At 66.8% G+C, this 13,893-nt stretch carries 18 protein-coding genes and 2 tRNA genes; 8 read left to right on the top strand and 12 right to left on the bottom strand.

The window, feature by feature from the left end; genetic code table 11:
- Position 1 precedes the first annotated feature (1 nt).
- The 6 genes from QGG57_01775 to QGG57_01750 all read right to left on the bottom strand — a co-directional run bounded on the left by QGG57_01775 (position 2) and on the right by QGG57_01750 (position 2,851).
- Positions 2 to 724, bottom strand: coding sequence for a 4Fe-4S dicluster domain-containing protein (locus tag QGG57_01775; GenBank protein MDP7006907.1), 723 nt, complete (start codon positions 722 to 724; stop codon positions 2 to 4).
- Between the two features lie 3 nt (positions 725 to 727).
- Complete coding sequence (locus QGG57_01770) at positions 728 to 1,189, bottom strand: biotin/lipoyl-containing protein (GenBank protein MDP7006906.1); 462 nt, start codon at positions 1,187 to 1,189, stop codon at positions 728 to 730.
- Complete coding sequence (locus QGG57_01765) at positions 1,189 to 1,566, bottom strand: DsrE family protein (GenBank protein MDP7006905.1); 378 nt, start codon at positions 1,564 to 1,566, stop codon at positions 1,189 to 1,191. The genes QGG57_01770 and QGG57_01765 overlap by 1 nt, the downstream gene beginning before the upstream one ends.
- 25 nt (positions 1,567 to 1,591) lie before the next feature.
- A complete protein-coding gene (locus QGG57_01760) occupies positions 1,592 to 1,960 on the bottom strand; it encodes a metalloregulator ArsR/SmtB family transcription factor (GenBank protein ID MDP7006904.1) in 369 nt (122 codons plus the stop codon).
- A 110-nt stretch (positions 1,961 to 2,070) separates the two neighbouring features.
- Positions 2,071 to 2,586: a DsrE/DsrF/DrsH-like family protein gene (locus tag QGG57_01755; protein MDP7006903.1), complete on the bottom strand. Its 516-nt coding sequence runs from the start codon at positions 2,584 to 2,586 to the stop codon at positions 2,071 to 2,073.
- A gap of 28 nt (positions 2,587 to 2,614) precedes the next feature.
- Positions 2,615 to 2,851, bottom strand: a complete 237-nt coding sequence (locus QGG57_01750; GenBank protein MDP7006902.1) for a sulfurtransferase TusA family protein — start codon at positions 2,849 to 2,851, stop codon at positions 2,615 to 2,617.
- A gap of 221 nt (positions 2,852 to 3,072) precedes the next feature.
- On the opposite strand from QGG57_01750, the gene QGG57_01745 reads away from it, so the two are divergent.
- Both QGG57_01745 and QGG57_01740 read left to right on the top strand, forming a co-directional pair.
- Positions 3,073 to 3,149, top strand: a tRNA-Asn gene (locus QGG57_01745).
- A 31-nt stretch (positions 3,150 to 3,180) separates the two neighbouring features.
- Positions 3,181 to 3,258, top strand: a tRNA-Ile gene (locus tag QGG57_01740).
- A gap of 1 nt (position 3,259) precedes the next feature.
- On the opposite strand, the gene QGG57_01735 is transcribed toward QGG57_01740, so the two are convergent.
- Both QGG57_01735 and QGG57_01730 read right to left on the bottom strand, forming a co-directional pair.
- Positions 3,260 to 4,135, bottom strand: a complete 876-nt coding sequence (locus QGG57_01735) for a PfkB family carbohydrate kinase (GenBank protein ID MDP7006901.1) — start codon at positions 4,133 to 4,135, stop codon at positions 3,260 to 3,262.
- Positions 4,132 to 4,689, bottom strand: coding sequence for an adenine phosphoribosyltransferase (locus QGG57_01730; protein ID MDP7006900.1), 558 nt, complete (start codon positions 4,687 to 4,689; stop codon positions 4,132 to 4,134). The genes QGG57_01735 and QGG57_01730 overlap by 4 nt, the downstream gene beginning before the upstream one ends.
- 67 nt (positions 4,690 to 4,756) lie before the next feature.
- Between QGG57_01730 and QGG57_01725 the strand changes: the two genes are divergently transcribed.
- Positions 4,757 to 6,274, top strand: coding sequence for an oligosaccharide flippase family protein (locus QGG57_01725; protein ID MDP7006899.1), 1,518 nt, complete (start codon positions 4,757 to 4,759; stop codon positions 6,272 to 6,274).
- Here QGG57_01725 and QGG57_01720 read toward each other — a convergent pair.
- Together QGG57_01720 and QGG57_01715 are read right to left on the bottom strand one after the other, a co-directional pair.
- Entirely contained in the window at positions 6,263 to 7,252 is a 990-nt protein-coding gene (locus QGG57_01720) for a glycosyltransferase family 4 protein (protein ID MDP7006898.1), read from the bottom strand. The two genes, QGG57_01725 and QGG57_01720, sit on opposite strands and share 12 nt — an antisense overlap.
- Positions 7,252 to 8,298, bottom strand: coding sequence for a hypothetical protein (locus tag QGG57_01715; protein MDP7006897.1), 1,047 nt, complete (start codon positions 8,296 to 8,298; stop codon positions 7,252 to 7,254). The genes QGG57_01720 and QGG57_01715 overlap by 1 nt, the downstream gene beginning before the upstream one ends.
- A 48-nt stretch (positions 8,299 to 8,346) precedes the next feature.
- On the opposite strand from QGG57_01715, the gene QGG57_01710 reads away from it, so the two are divergent.
- The 5 genes from QGG57_01710 (at position 8,347) to QGG57_01690 (ending at position 12,319) form a co-directional block, all read left to right on the top strand.
- Positions 8,347 to 9,222 (top strand): sulfotransferase, encoded by an 876-nt coding sequence (locus QGG57_01710; protein MDP7006896.1) that lies wholly within the window; start codon positions 8,347 to 8,349, stop codon positions 9,220 to 9,222.
- Positions 9,219 to 10,169, top strand: a complete 951-nt coding sequence (locus QGG57_01705) for an acetyltransferase (GenBank protein ID MDP7006895.1) — start codon at positions 9,219 to 9,221, stop codon at positions 10,167 to 10,169. The genes QGG57_01710 and QGG57_01705 overlap by 4 nt, the downstream gene beginning before the upstream one ends.
- 376 nt (positions 10,170 to 10,545) lie before the next feature.
- Complete coding sequence (gene pfdA, locus QGG57_01700; protein MDP7006894.1) at positions 10,546 to 11,010, top strand: prefoldin subunit alpha; 465 nt, start codon at positions 10,546 to 10,548, stop codon at positions 11,008 to 11,010.
- Complete coding sequence (gene ftsY, locus QGG57_01695) at positions 11,010 to 11,969, top strand: signal recognition particle-docking protein FtsY (GenBank protein MDP7006893.1); 960 nt, start codon at positions 11,010 to 11,012, stop codon at positions 11,967 to 11,969. The genes pfdA and ftsY overlap by 1 nt, the downstream gene beginning before the upstream one ends.
- The gene (locus tag QGG57_01690; protein ID MDP7006892.1) at positions 11,966 to 12,319 is read left to right on the top strand and encodes a DUF4286 family protein; all 354 of its coding nucleotides are present in this window, start codon (positions 11,966 to 11,968) and stop codon (positions 12,317 to 12,319) included. The genes ftsY and QGG57_01690 overlap by 4 nt, the downstream gene beginning before the upstream one ends.
- Here QGG57_01690 and QGG57_01685 read toward each other — a convergent pair.
- Both QGG57_01685 and cutA read right to left on the bottom strand, forming a co-directional pair.
- On the bottom strand, positions 12,288 to 13,511 hold the full coding sequence (locus tag QGG57_01685) for a geranylgeranyl reductase family protein (GenBank protein MDP7006891.1): 1,224 nt from the start codon (positions 13,509 to 13,511) through the stop codon (positions 12,288 to 12,290). The two genes, QGG57_01690 and QGG57_01685, sit on opposite strands and share 32 nt — an antisense overlap.
- Positions 13,508 to 13,810: a divalent-cation tolerance protein CutA gene (gene cutA / locus QGG57_01680; GenBank protein MDP7006890.1), complete on the bottom strand. Its 303-nt coding sequence runs from the start codon at positions 13,808 to 13,810 to the stop codon at positions 13,508 to 13,510. Before cutA ends, QGG57_01685 begins: the two co-directional genes overlap by 4 nt.
- Between the last annotated feature and the right edge of the window lie 83 nt (positions 13,811 to 13,893).

The following is a 13,893-nucleotide window of genomic DNA, read 5'->3' as shown; positions in this document are numbered from 1 at the left end:
GTCAGCCCTCCAGTATGTTGTCAAAATCATCGATATCATAGCCGTGCTCCTCCAGCAATTCCTCCATGACCTCCTCCAGAATCATGAAGAGCCCCTCGTCGATATTCTCAATCATCTCGAGGTTGCCGGTCAGCTTCCAGATCATGTAGAGCTCCAGCCGGGTCTTCTCGCTGACGTCCCAAGCCAGCTCGACAGTGTGCATTGTCTCCGGGGGTATCGCCCGGCGCCAGATATCGAGGTTCTCCGAGACGTCGCGCACGTCCGGCCCCCAGTCCGGGAAGAAGTCAGGTTGCAACATATCGGGCGAGACCTGGGTACCGGTCGACATCACCTTGAAGATAATGCGGGAGTAGGCCTGGAGCGCCTCCTTGGCGGAAGCGAGCCCGTTGTTCACCGCCACTTCGCGCATGATGGTGATGATGGCTCCGGGATTGTTCTCGCGCGGACAGCAGGTGCAGGAGAAGCACTGCGAGCAGTCCCAGACCGAGTCGTTGAGCAACTCGTAGAAGGTGTGGACATCCTCGCGCGCCATCACCTGTGCGAAGACGCGCGGGCTGAAATCGTAGAAACGCGCTGAGGGGCAGGCAGCGACACAGATACCGCATTCGTAGCAGCCGTAGAGCTCGTGCGGATAGCGCATGTCCTGCGCCACTTGGTCAAAAAGTGCCTGTTTCTCCCCGACCAGCACGTCCTGGTATCCAGCATCCTTGTAGAGTGAGAGCACGCGTTATTCCTCGAAGCCCTCGCAGTGGATGCAGCTCGCCAGCTCCTTTTCCTGCATGTAATCCTCGTAGAGCGTAATCGCCTCCTCGACGCCGACCAGCCCCGCCCGGCCCCCCTCCAGGTCGGCGGGCGCAATGCGCACAATCCAGCCTTCCCCGTAGGGACTGCGATTCAGGATGGTGGCGTCGTCGGCGACCGCGTCGTTGCGCTCTGCGATATTGCCGGCGAAGGGCGAGCGCACCGGGCCGACCCACTTACCGCTCTCGACGGTCGCCACGCTTTTGCCTTTCTTGACTTTCTTGCCCACCTTCTTGGGGCGGCAGTGGATAATTGACCCTGCCAGCGTCTGCGCGATATCGGTCATCCCGATTTCGACCGTGCCGTCATCCAGTTCCCGTACCCAGATGTTGGTCGGCACGTCGTATAACAGGTCCGACGGCAGCAGGCAGTTCCGGACCAGCGCCATCAGTAAGTCAGCACCATGTCGCTCTCCAGCCCCGCCTCGGTCATGTAGGCTGCACCCACCACGTCGTCGCACTCCTCGATGAGGTCCTCCTTGGTCATGCCGTGCAACGCCAGCGAAGCGGAGCAGACGTACATTTCCACGCCCATCTCCTTCGCCTCGCGGATGAAATCAATAATCTTCTTGCCTCCTTCCACGGCGTCGAGGTTTTCGGCGACGCCTCTCTTCAGCAGCAGGGTACCATCAATCTGGAACACCATCTGCGCTTCACTGTCCATCGCTGCTGCCATGGTCGCCATATAGAATGGCGTCGCGCAGCGCTGCGGCGTGGCGGGGCCGGTAGTCATGAAAATTATTACACTACCATCGTCGTCGTCCATGTTTGCCTCGTGCGTTAATTCCCTTTCAGGAATGAATCTGTCCCCCCTCCCCGGTTTTCTGGTGCACGACGCCAAAGTCAAAATCCCATTCTCCCGAATCCAGTTTCTCCTGTACCTCGGCCATGCAATCCAGAATCTTGATGATGAAATTGTTAGCCAGGGAGTAATAGTACCGGGTTCCCTCCTGCCGGAAGGTGACGATATCCCTCTCGAACAGTATCCTGAGGTGCTGGCTGGTCACCGGCTGGAGCAGGTCGAATTTCCGCTGAATCTGCCCCACGGTCTTCTCCCCATGCTCGAGGAACTCGACTATTTTCAACCGGTCGGGATGGCCAAGGGTCTTCAGGATACGGGCAGCAGTCTGGATGAATTCAGTCGAAATTGTAGTTGCCACGGTTCACCGCTCAATCTTTGGCCGGCCACTATATACAAAAACCTGTATATAATATAATCTGCATATTCCGGACACTGCCAGTTCCGATGCCGTGCAGCCCGTAGTCAGGCTCAGACGAACAGCTGGATGTCGGCGTCCGCCGCGAACTCGAGGAAGGTCGCCGCGCCGCCGATATCGACGCCATCGATGAATTCTTCCTTCTTGAAGCCGAAGACGTCCATCGTCATCTGGCAGCCAATCAGCTTCACGCCGCTCTCGAGGCAGATATCGCGCAGCTCCTCGACGGTTGCAACGCCCTTGTTCTTGAAGGTCTTCTTCATCAGCGAAGTGGCGACCGTCTCGAAGCCGGGGACGTTGCCGCTCACGATGTTGGGGATGGGCCAGCTGAGGTTCTGGAACCCTTCCGGGCCGAAAGGCATCTTCATCGGCATCGCAGGGTTGCCCGCTGGCGAAACGCCCGCCTTGATTTTTTTCTTGAGCAGCGTCAGTCCGTAGAAGGTGAAGAAGACCGCCACCTCCATCTCCATCGCCACTGCGGTCGAGGCGAGGATGAAGGGGGGGTAGGCCCAGTCCAGCGTGCCCTTGGAGGCAATCAGTGCCATGCGCTTGGTTCCGTTTCCACTCATTTTTCTACTCGATGTATATTTAAGTTAGTTATTTCTTGCGGATGAAGAAAATGTAATCGCCGTCGTCCTCCGCTGTATCGAGCAGTGGATTGCCGGTGCGGTTGGTCCAGGCGGTGACGTCGCTAAGGGAACCGGGGTCGGTCGAGACCATCCGGAGCACCTCCCCGCTCCCGAGGCCATCCATGGTTTTCTTGGTCTTCAGGATTGGTAGCGGACAGCTGAGGCCGCTGCAATCCAGCTGGTGGTCCGCCTGCAAATCAGTCATTGCAGCCCACCCCTGAATCGGCTGCAAAAGTTTCGCCCCGCATCATACGTATCGGCCGCGGGATGGCTACAACTGTATTAATCTTTTCCAGCCCCAGCTCCGGCCGGGTGCTAGCGGCGCCGCTGCATGTACGCCGCCGCCGCTCGCGTTGCAGAGCAGCTCGCCGTGCAGTCATCCGCTCACGAAGCCTTTAAGCAAGGGGTGAAAAGGGGGGCGACGGTGCCGTCGTAGCTCAGTTGGCCAGAGCACCCGGCTGTTAACCGGGCGGTCAGCGGTTCGAATCCGCTCGACGGCGCCACGGCGCGCCACGCTCGCCAGCACGCACGCACGGGCCCGTAGCTTAGTCCGGTTAGAGCGCTCGGCTCATAACCGAGTGGTCGCCAGTTCGAATCTGGTCGGGCCCACCATTTACAGCGCCGCCCGCCGCCGCGCTGCTTCCTCCGCCGAGAGCGCCAGCAGCGCGGTCGTGCCAAGCCCCTCGACCGTCGCTGACGCGAGCGCCGAGCCGTGGTGCAGCGCCTCGACCAGCGTTTCGGCGTCGAGGGTGCGTTCCGCCAGCCAGCCGCACGCGGCGCCGGCGAAGGTGTCGCCGGCGCCGGTCGGGTCGATGAACTGCGCGGCGGGGTGCGCCGGGATGGTCGCGTCACCGCCGGCGTGGTAGAGCGTCGCGCCGGCCGCGCCGCGCTTGATGACGACGAAGCGCGGCCCCGCGTCGAGCAGCGCCACGCCCGCCGCGTCGAGTGAGGCGGCGCCGCTGTATGCCAGCGCCTCGGCGTCGTTCAGGAACAGCAGGTCGGTCTGCGCGACAACCTGTTCGAGCGCGTCGCGCTGAATCTCAATCCATAGGTTCATCGAGTCGGTAGCGACCCAGTCTGCTTGCACCTGCTCGAGGAGGCGCAACTGGATGGAGGGGTCGTTGTTGCAGAGCAACAGCGCCGCTGGCTGGCGCCACTCCGCGGGAACGTCCCAGCTGAAGGCGGCGAGGATTTCGACACGCGTCTGGTGGGTAATCGCCTGCGCCATGTCGCCGCGGTATTCTCCCGACCAGTGGAAGCTGCGCTCGCGCAGCCGCGGCACGCCGTCGAGCGCGACGCCGCGCTCGCGCAGCGTCGCCAGCGTATGCGGCGGGAAGTCGATGCCGGCGGGGCCGACCAGCCCCGGCTGCGTGAAGAAGCTCGCCGCGACCGAGGCGTAGATTCCGGCGCCGCCCACGATGGCTTCGCCGCTGGCGTGCGGCGTCCGCAAGTCGTCGAGCGCCAGGATGCCGCCAACCAGCAGCTTCAATCGATGACCACCTTCGCGCCCTCGACGTGCACCTGAAGCAGGATTTCAATTTCCACTCCCAGTTCGGCCGAAAGCTCGACCGGGTCAACCTTGCTGAAGACAATCAGCACCCGGTCAATCAGCGCTCCCGCTGCGGTGAGTGCGCTGCACATCGCGCGCAATGTCCCCCCGGTCGAGAGTACGTCGTCGACGATGGTGACGTGCCGCCCCTCGACTGGCGCATTCAGGTGAAGTTCGGCGCCGCCGTAGCCGGTCTTCTGCGTCACGACCCGCTCTCCCGGCAGGCCGTAGGCGCGCTTGCGCAGCGTCGTGTAGGGCAGCCCGGTGCGCAGCGTCACGGCGGCCGCCAGCGGCAGCCCGATCGCCTCGGCGGTGACGAGGATTTCGCTCTCCGGCGGCACTCGCGCGGCGAGTGCCGCCGCCGCCTCATCCAGGATGGCGGCCTCGACCAGCGGCACCCCGTCGGAGAGCGGATGCACGAAGTACTGGTACTCGCCCTTGGAGACAATCAGCGACTCCGCCAGCGAGGCGCGCAACAGCTCGAGTTCGGCCATGGGCGCGCCATGCCGCAACCGTATTTGCGTCTGGTGCCGCTTTAAACCGGCACGGCCGTCGCGCAGCGTGGCGACCTCCCGCAAGGTGATGCTGCTCTTCACGGTCGAGAACCTCAATGCCATCCTGGGGTGGGCCGCCATCATGCTGGTCGCGCGCCGCATGGGTGCTGGCGCGCTGGGGGAACTCGGCTACGCGCTCTCGCTCGTCGGGGGCTTCACCTTCATCGCCTTCCTCGGCTTCCGCATGGCGCACGTCAAGCGCGTCTCCGAGGGGATGGACCTCGGCAAGTGCACCGGCACCTTCCTCGCCGTGCGGGTGGGCCTGCTGGCGCTGATGCTGGCAGTTTTCGGCCTCGCGTACTGGGCCTGGACCGGACTGCTCGGCAAGCAGCTCTACGACATCCAGACCGAGGGCATGCTCGGGACCATCCTCGCCTACTACGTCGTGTTCCTGCTGACGGGGGTGATGGTTGCGACCTTTACCGGCCGGCAGGAAGGCGCGCGCGTGGCGGTGCCGAACCTGCTCGGCACTTCGCTGCGGTCGCTGCTGATGATTTTCGCCGCGCTCTCGGGGCTGGGCGTAATCTGGCTGGCGCGCTCGTACCTGCTCGGCGCGCTGGTGATTGCGCTGGTCTCGCTCTGGTACTTTCGCGACTACCCGGTTTCGCGCCCCGACCGCGAAACCTTCCGCTCCTACTCGACCTACGCGCTGCCGGTCGCCATCACCTCTATCTTCGCGGTGCTGCGGACGCACCTCGACAAGCTGCTGATTGGTATCTTCTGGGCCGCCGAGGACGTTGGGCTCTATTTCGGCGTCCAGCGCATCGCGCTCTTCATCGGGGCGCTGGCGCTCTCGCTAGAGGGGATGCTGCTGCCGTCGGTCTCGCAGCTCCACGCTCGCGGCGGGACGCGGGCGGCCGCCAGCAGCATCATCCGCGCCGAGCGGTATACTGCGCTGGTCGCGATTCCGGTCGTGCTGCTGACCGTCATCTGGGCCGAGGAAGTCATCCTGGTCTTCATCAGCCGCGAGTTCCTCCCCGCGACGCGCGTCCTGCAATTGCTGGCGCTGGTGGCGCTGATGCGCATCCTGAACCGCCCGTGGTCGATTGCGCTACGCGGCGCCGACCGCCCAGCCCTGACAACGCGCGTCAACCTCGCCACCGGTATGCTCTCGGTGCTGCTGATGCTCCTGCTCGTCCCGCGGAGCATTCCGCAGCTCGGCCTCGATGACCTGCCGGGGCTGGGCGGCGAAGGCGCGGCGCTGGCGCTGCTCGGGCCGGAGCTGCTGGCGGGCGTCTGGCTGCGCTGGTATTGCTACCGCGAGCTGGCGCTGCCGCCCTCACGGCAGGTGCTGCGGCAGCTGGCGGCGGCGCTGCTGGTGGCGGCGCTATTCTGGCAGCTCGACCCGTTGCTGGCGGTCGAGCGCTGGTTCGAGCTTTTCGGCCTCGTAGCGTTGGGCGGGCTGCTCTACTACTGCCTGCTGGCGGTCATCGGCGGACTGAAGTGGGCGGACATCCACTTCGCGTGGGACGTACTCAACCCCGGCGCGATGGGGCGCTACCTGCGCGACGAGCTAAGGCGCTAGCGCCGCGAGCAGCTCTGCCATGCGTGGCCGTGCGCTGAGCCGCTCCAGCAGCGCCTCGCGCTCTCCGGTCGCCTGGCGGGTGCGCGTCTTCTCGCCGCGCGCGTAGTGTTCGACAAGTCGCTGGCGAAACTCTGTTGCGGAGCTGAAGACCCCGTCGGGCGGCACCACTTCCTCCGCGCCAGCCCAGCCGCGGCTCAGCGCGCGACAGCCGCTGGCGACTCCTTCGACCAGCGAGGTCTGTAGCCCCTCGGCCCGCGAGTTGGAGACGATGAGGTCGAGCGAATGGTACCACGCCTGGAGGTCGGGGACGAATCCCTCCAGCGTCACTCGCCCTTCGAGACCGGCCGCCGCGATGGCCTGCTCGACGCGCTGCCGGTAGCGCGCGTCGGGCGTCCCGCCTGCAATCGAGAGGCTCAGCGCCGGCAGCTCTTCGGCAACCGCTGCAAAGAATTCGACCGCTTCGCGGACGCCCTTGCGCGGGATGACCTGCCCCAGCATCCCCAGCCGGTGGGTCGCGCCGCGTTCGCGGGGGCTGAATTTCGCGAAGTCGATATTTTCGTAAACGACCGCGGTCTGCCCGCCGTAGTCGGGGACTGCGGTGCGGAAGGCGCGCTCCATCGCCTCGCTGACGAAAAGCACCAGCGCAACGTTGTCCCAGTTGACGCGGCTGGCGTGCCGCTCGAGCTCGTAGCGGTGCATGCGCGTCGCCAGCTTCGCGCGTCCGGGGTGGTGGCTCAGCCACTCGAGGTAGTGGGTGGCCCACTCGCAGAAGACGACGTCAGCCCACTCGGCCAGCGGCGGCAGTTCGCGGCTGCGCAACCGGCGGTTGCGCAGCCCCGCCAGCAGGTCGCGCGGGCCACGGATGCGCGGCGGCGGCTTGGGCGGGTTGAGGACGCGCAGGTCGAATTGCTGTTCCCATGCGGGGAGCAGGTGCTGCAGGAAGTGGAGGTCGTCGGAGACCAGCGCCAGCCGCGCCATCAACCGCTCCCGTAAGTTATCTTTCCGGCATTCGCGAGCGCGTCGGCAATCAGCCGCTCCTCGGCGTCGCCTCCCTCGAACAGCGACGCCGCGCCATGCAGGAAGTCGGCCGCCGGCTGCATCCGCTTCTGGAGGAAATCCTCCTCGTCGTTCACCGACCGCAGCCGCCGCGCGAGGTCGTCCAGTTCAAGCTCCGGCAGCGGCGCCAGCACGTGGAACGTGCCGAGCGGCACCGGCGCGTCGGCGACCGGGATTTCCAGTTCCTCAGGGCGGTAGCGGTTGTGGAGGCCGGTCTTGGTCACGTATTCGACTGACTCCCAGCCGCCGCGCAGCGGCCCCTTGTTCCAGGGGCGGCGCAGTGCGCCCTGCGCGCGGCGGTTCCACCAGCTGAGCCAGTGGTAGCGCGCCGGCCGGAACGCGCGCTTCACCAGCCAGGGGTGCTGCTCGAAGTTGTAGCCGAAGAGGTTGAGCCGCAGCAGGCAGGGATGGATGCGTCCTTCGCGGTCGATGACGACCTTGTCGTCGCCGAGGTAGCGCCCCCCGTCACGCAGCATGCCGAGCAGCGAGCTGGTCTTGCCGGCGTGTGCCCAGCCGCAGTAAACTTCCGCCCGCCCGTCGACCTCGGCCGCCGAGGCGTGGAGCAGCGCCTTCCCCTCGCGGCGCAGGTGGCGGCGCAGCAGCGGCGGGAAGAGCGTGTTGAAGAGGAACGCCAGCGGCATTTCCGGCTCGAACTCGACTACCGTGCGGTCGCCCATCGCCAGCGGCAGCGAGGCGCGGGTGCCGTTCCACGCGCGCACCAGCATGCGGTCGCCGTCGAGAGTGAATTGCGGTGCGCCCTTGACGAATTTGAGCCGGGCGCGGTCGGGCGACCCGACCGCGCCGCCCCCGCCGCTGAGCACGGCGGTCTCGCGAAAGAAAATCTCCTGTCGCTCGCCACCGGCGTCGGCGCCGTGCGGGAGCAGTTCGGCGTCGAAGTGCGCGGCAGCGGCAGCGCTTTCGGACTCGAGGGCGACCCGGAGTCCGTCGAAAAGCGTGTAGGATTTCAACTGTTTTGCATTCGCTCCGATTATAAAGGGCTGTGGCCCTGAAACATCGTGCTGCCAAATCTGTTCCTCGCCGGCTTCCCCAAGGCGGGCACGACCTCGCTCTTCAGCTGGCTCGCTGCGCATCCCGAAGTATGCGGCGCGCGCCCCAAGGAGCCAGGTCACTTCCTGCCGCTGCGCTGGGGCGACCCGCTCCCGCCGCCGGATTACGCGCGCAACTTCGCGCACGCGCGAAGTGAGCGGTGGCGGCTCGACGGCACCCCCGGCTACGGCTACGGCGGCGCGGCTGTCGCGGAGGCGATTCGCGCCGTGGCGCCCGACGCGCACGTCATCCTGCTGCTGCGCGAGCCGGTCGGCCGCGCCTTCTCGTACTACCGCTACCGGCAGTCGCAGGGTCGCCTGACGGGGGTCGCCTTCAGCGACTACGTCGACCGCTGCCTCGCGCTCCCGGAGGCGGAGCTGGAGCGGCGCGAAAATCAGGATTTGTTCGGCGTCGCCGGCGGCTGCTACGCGCGCTGGCTGCCGGAGTGGCAGGCCACCTGCGTCGACGCGCTGCGGGTCGAGTTCTTCGACACGCTGGTCGCCGACCGCGACGCGCTGCTCGCGGGCATCTGTAACTGGCTCGACCTTGACGCCGGAGGGATTCCGCTGGCGCAAACGGGCGCCGAGAACGTCTCGCTGCTCTACCGCAGCCGCGCGGTGCAGCGGCTGGCGATTGCGGTCGACCACGGCTGCGCGCCGCTCTGGCGCTGGGCACCGTGGAGCAAGCGGCTGCTGTCGGGCGCGCACCGGCTGCTGAACGCGAAACCGCACCCCGCCGTACTCGACGACGCGAGCCGGCGCCAGCTCGAGGAGTATTACGCGCCGCACAACCGCGCGCTGGCGCAATTGTTGGGCGACCGCGAGCTGCCGGGGTGGCTCGCATGACCCACTACGACGTCTTCAACGGCGACGCCGACGGCATCTGCGCGCTGCAACAGCTGCGGCTGGCGCGCCCCCGCACGGCGACACTCGTGACGGGAGTCAAGCGCGACAACGCGCTGCTCGCCCGCGTCGACGCGGGCGCGGGCGATACGGTGACGGTGCTCGACGTCTCCTACCGCCGCAACGGCGACGACGTCGAGCGGCTGCTCGCGGCCGGCGCGCGCATCCGCTACATCGACCACCACGACCCGGGCGCGGTCGCCGAGCATCCGCGTCTCGAAACGCACATCGACACCGCGCCGCGAATGTCCACCGGGCTGATTGTCGACCGGCTGCTGGGCGGCGCGCACCATCGCTGGGCCATCGTCTCGGCGTTCGGTGACAACCACCTGCGGCTCGCGACGCGGCTCTGCGCCGACGCGGGGCTGTCGGACGACGAAACCGGGGCGCTGCGGCGGCTCGGCATCGCGCTCAACTACAACAGCTACGGCCTGCGCGTCGTCGACCTGCACGTCGCACCCGACGCGCTCTACCGCGCGCTGGCGCCGTTCGCCGACCCGCTGGAGTTCGCGCGCCAGCCGCTCCCCGGCGAGTTGTGGGAGCGCTACCGCGCTGACATCGCCCACGCCGAAAGAACCGAACCCTTGCTTGATACGCAGACCGTAGCTGCGTGGCAGCTGCCCGCCGAAAAATGGGCGCAGCGCATCGCCGGCCCGCTGGGAAACCGGCTGGCGCAGGCGCAGCGCGGCCGTGCGCACGCGGTGCTGGTCGCGAACGGCGACGGCAGCTTGCGCGTTTCGCTGCGCGCGCCGCTCGCGGCGCCGGAGGGCGCCGGCACACTCTGCGCGCGCTTCGGCGGCGGCGGGAGGCCCAAGGCGGCCGGCATCGACGCGCTGCCCGACGGGGAGCTCGCGGGATTCCTCGCGGCGTTCAGCGCCGCTTATCGCTAAAACAGGGTGTCCCCCGGTCGTAACGGGCACCATCATTAGTCCGGGCCCTGACCCTGACCGGGCGACGTGTGCGACGCCTGGGTTGTCCCGTCCATCACGAATCCGGCGGGGACCCTAGAGGCGTCATTTGCGCGGCCGTTTGCACTCCACTTCATGTGTCGGCAGAGCCTTCGACAGCCGCCCGTTTCCATTGGCTGCCGCATATAATGGCTTCGGCCGCAGACGGCCGTTGACTGCGCTCCGCCGTTCGGCGTCGCTTCGTCAAGCGCAGCCTGGCGTGCCTCGCCCTACTCGACACGCGGCTGCTTCGGTTCGGCGTCCCGCCGCCGAGCGCGACGCCGACGTCGCGCTTTAATCCGGGGGTGGATGGCGCCGCGTGTCCGAGGACGAGGATGAGCTGAAGCAGCTCGTGGATACGCTGGCGCAGGTCGAGCAGCAGGTGCGCGCGTGGGAGGCGCAGCTCGAGACGCTCGCCGCGGTGCGCGCCGAAATCTGGCAGGCGCGCACGACGCTCGACGGCCTACAGGAGGAGCCGGAAGGGCGCGAGATGCTGGTCCCCGTCGGCTACAACACTTCGCTCTTTGCGAGCCTCGGCTCGCAGGAGCGGGTGCTGACTGGGCTCGGCTCGCGCGTCTACATGGAGGCGCCGCTCGAGCAGGCGCTCGAGCGGCTCCAGTCGCGGCTGGACGAGGTCGAGAAGGCGACACGCGACTACCGCGAGTCGCTGGCGCAGCTCCAGCAGCAGCACGCGCAGCTGCGCGAACGCGCCGAGGCACTCTATGCGCAGGCCGAGGCGGCGAAGGAGGTCGGCTCCGACTTCCTGCTCCCGGGAGGCAGGTGATGTTCAAGTCGCTGCGCGACCGCTTCCGGCGCGCTGGCAAGCAGGCGGAAGCCGAAATCGAGCCGCAGCTCGATTTGAGCTACGAAGCGTATCGCCCCGAGGAGCGCGAGAAGGGCGCCGTGGTGCAGGAAAAGCATCTCGAGAACGTGATGTGGGAGCTGGAGCTAGCACTGCTCGAGAGCGACGTCGCGATGGAGGCGGTCGAGGCGCTGAAGGCGAAGCTACGCGAGCGACTGGTCGGCCTGCGCGTCGCCTCGCGGGGCGAAATCGCGCCGACCATCGAGAAGGCGCTCAAGGCGAGCCTCGTCGAGCTGCTCTCGCTCGAGAGCTTCGACCCGCAGCGGCTGCTCGCCCGCGCCGACGGACCGCTGGTAATCGCCTTTGTCGGAGTGAACGGCACCGGCAAGACCACCACCATCGCGCGGCTGGCGCACTGGCTGCAGGCGCAGGGGCGCAGCGTCGTCCTCGCGGCGGCCGACACGTTCCGCGCCGGCGCTATCGAACAGCTGGAGATTCACGCCAACAAGCTGGGATGCAAGTTCATCGCGCACCAGGCGGGCGGCGACCCGGCGGCGGTCGCGTTCGACGCAGTCGCGCACGCCAGGGCGAAGCACCGCGACGTGGTGCTGATTGATACTGCCGGCCGGATGCAGACCAATACCAACCTGATGGACGAGATGGCCAAGATACAGCGCGTCGCGAAGCCCGATATGGTCATGTTCGTCGGCGATGCGCTCGCCGGCAACGACGCGGTCGAGCAGGCGCGCAAGTTCCACGCCACGGTCGGCATCGACGCGGTCATCCTGACCAAGTTGGACGTCGATGCCAAGGGGGGCGCCGCGCTCTCGATTGCGAGCGCCATCGGTCGCCCCATCGCGTTCGTCGGCATCGGGCAGGACTACGAAGATTTGATGCCGTTCGACGCGGCGTGGATTGTCGAGCGCATATTCGCCGCATGATAATCTACGAAGTCAACCTCACCGTCGACCCCGACATTGCTGACGAATACGCGGCGTGGCTGAAGCCACATATTGCGCACATCCTCGAAATCGACGGCTTCCTCGGCGCCGAGTGGTTCGAGCGCGATGCGGCGGCCGATGGCGCCACATCGCGCGGTGGCGACAAAGTACGCTGGACCATCCAGTACCGGCTGCGCGACCGCGTCGCGCTCGAAGCCTATCAGCGCGACCACGCGCCGACGCTCATCCACGAAGGGCAGGCGCGCTTCGGCGGCCGCTTCCGCGCCAGCCGGCGAGTGCTGGAGCCGATGAAAATATTCAGCCCCAGCCGAAATACGGGTAGCGGATGACGTTGCGCAGGGCGCGGGCGACCGGCTTGCGCTTGCCGAGTCCGCCGGGGGTCACGCCGAGAAACAGGTCGGCGAAGATTTCGCACATCTTCGGGTCGCGGGTGCCGTAGTAGACCATCCGTTCGGGGAACTTCAGCGCCAGTTTGGCGAAGAACGACAGGTCGCGCAGCTCCTGCCCGAAAGCGTGCTGCCACGCGCGGTGGTAGCTGTCGAGCGCCCGCTGCGAGAAGTCACCGCTCGCGAGCGCCTGCTGGATGGTCTCGACCGCCAGCTTGCCGGCGTGCATGCCGTAGTAGATGCCTTCGCCCGAGAGCGGCGAGACCATCCCGGCCGAGTCGCCGACAATCAGCGTCCGCTCGGCGGTTGTCGCGCGCAGTGGACCGCCAAGCGGCAGCGGCGCGCCCTTCACCGGCGGGTCCGGGTCGCCTGCGGGGAAGTAGCCGTCGTTGCGCAGCAGCTCAAGGTAGTCCTTCCAGATTTCGCGCACGTTGATGGATTTGATGGTGCGGTTGTAGCCGCCAAAGCCGATGTTCAGGATGGTGTCCTTGGGGAAGACCCAGCCGTAGCCCTCGATGCCGGCCGGCCGGAAGTGGACCAGCAGCGACCGCTTGTCGCCGAAGGCGTGCTCCATGAAGTCGCGACCCACCTCGGGCTCCCACATCAGCGCGGTCCCGATTTCCCCGTCGTGCCACGGCGCCACCCCGCGCGCCTCGCGCACGCGCTGTGCCAGTGCGTCGTTGGCCCCCATCGCGCCGACCACTACCTGCGCACTCAGGTCGCCTTGCGGGGTCGCGACGGTGACGCCGCCGTTGAAGTCGAAGCTGCTGGCGCGGGTTCCGGTGAACACCTCCGCGCCGGCTTCGCGCGCCGCCTCGAGCAGCGCGTTGTCGAAGATTTCGCGCCGGATATTCCACGGCGTGTACGGGCCGAAGTCGAAGTCGATGCGGTATTTCAGCGACGGCGAATAGAGTCGCACGTCGTGTGAAGCGCACTCGATAACCGGCTCGATGAACGGCGCCAGTTCTGGCAGCTCGCTGAGCACACGCGGCGTCAGCAGTCCGCCGCACGCCTTGTCGCGCGGGAACTTCGCGCGGTCGACCAGCGCGACGCGCAGCCCCGCTCGCGCGGCGTAGAAGGCGGTCGTCGTCCCGCTCGGCCCGCCGCCACAGACGACGACGTCGTAGTCGCTCATGCCCCCTCGACCCAGTCGCGGAACGGCGCGTGCGCTGCTTCCCACGGCAGCGCGACGATGGCGGGCAGCGAATAGGGGTGGTTTTCCTTGATGAACTGCTCCAGCTGCTCCCATTTCTCGCGCCCGCACTTTAGCAGCAGCAACTGCTCAGCGTCGTCGCGCAGCTCGCCCTCCCAGCGATACATCGTCCGCACCGGCCAGAAATTGACGCACGCCGCAAGGCCCGCCTCGAGTGCACCGCGCGCCAGCTTTTCGGCGGTCTCCTCGTCGGGAGCAGTGGTGTAGACGGTGAGCGCCACGCGCGGCGCATCCGGGGATGCTTAAATAGGCCCCGTTTCGTGGCGCGCAGCCCCCGTGAATAATGAGGACTTCGGTCCGAAGG

Source organism: Candidatus Poseidoniia archaeon (assembly GCA_030748895.1).
Lineage (GTDB): Archaea > Thermoplasmatota > Poseidoniia > MGIII > CG-Epi1 > UBA8886.
The sequence above is the reverse complement of the archived record's forward strand: the minus strand, read 5'-3'. Positions and strand labels throughout refer to the sequence as shown.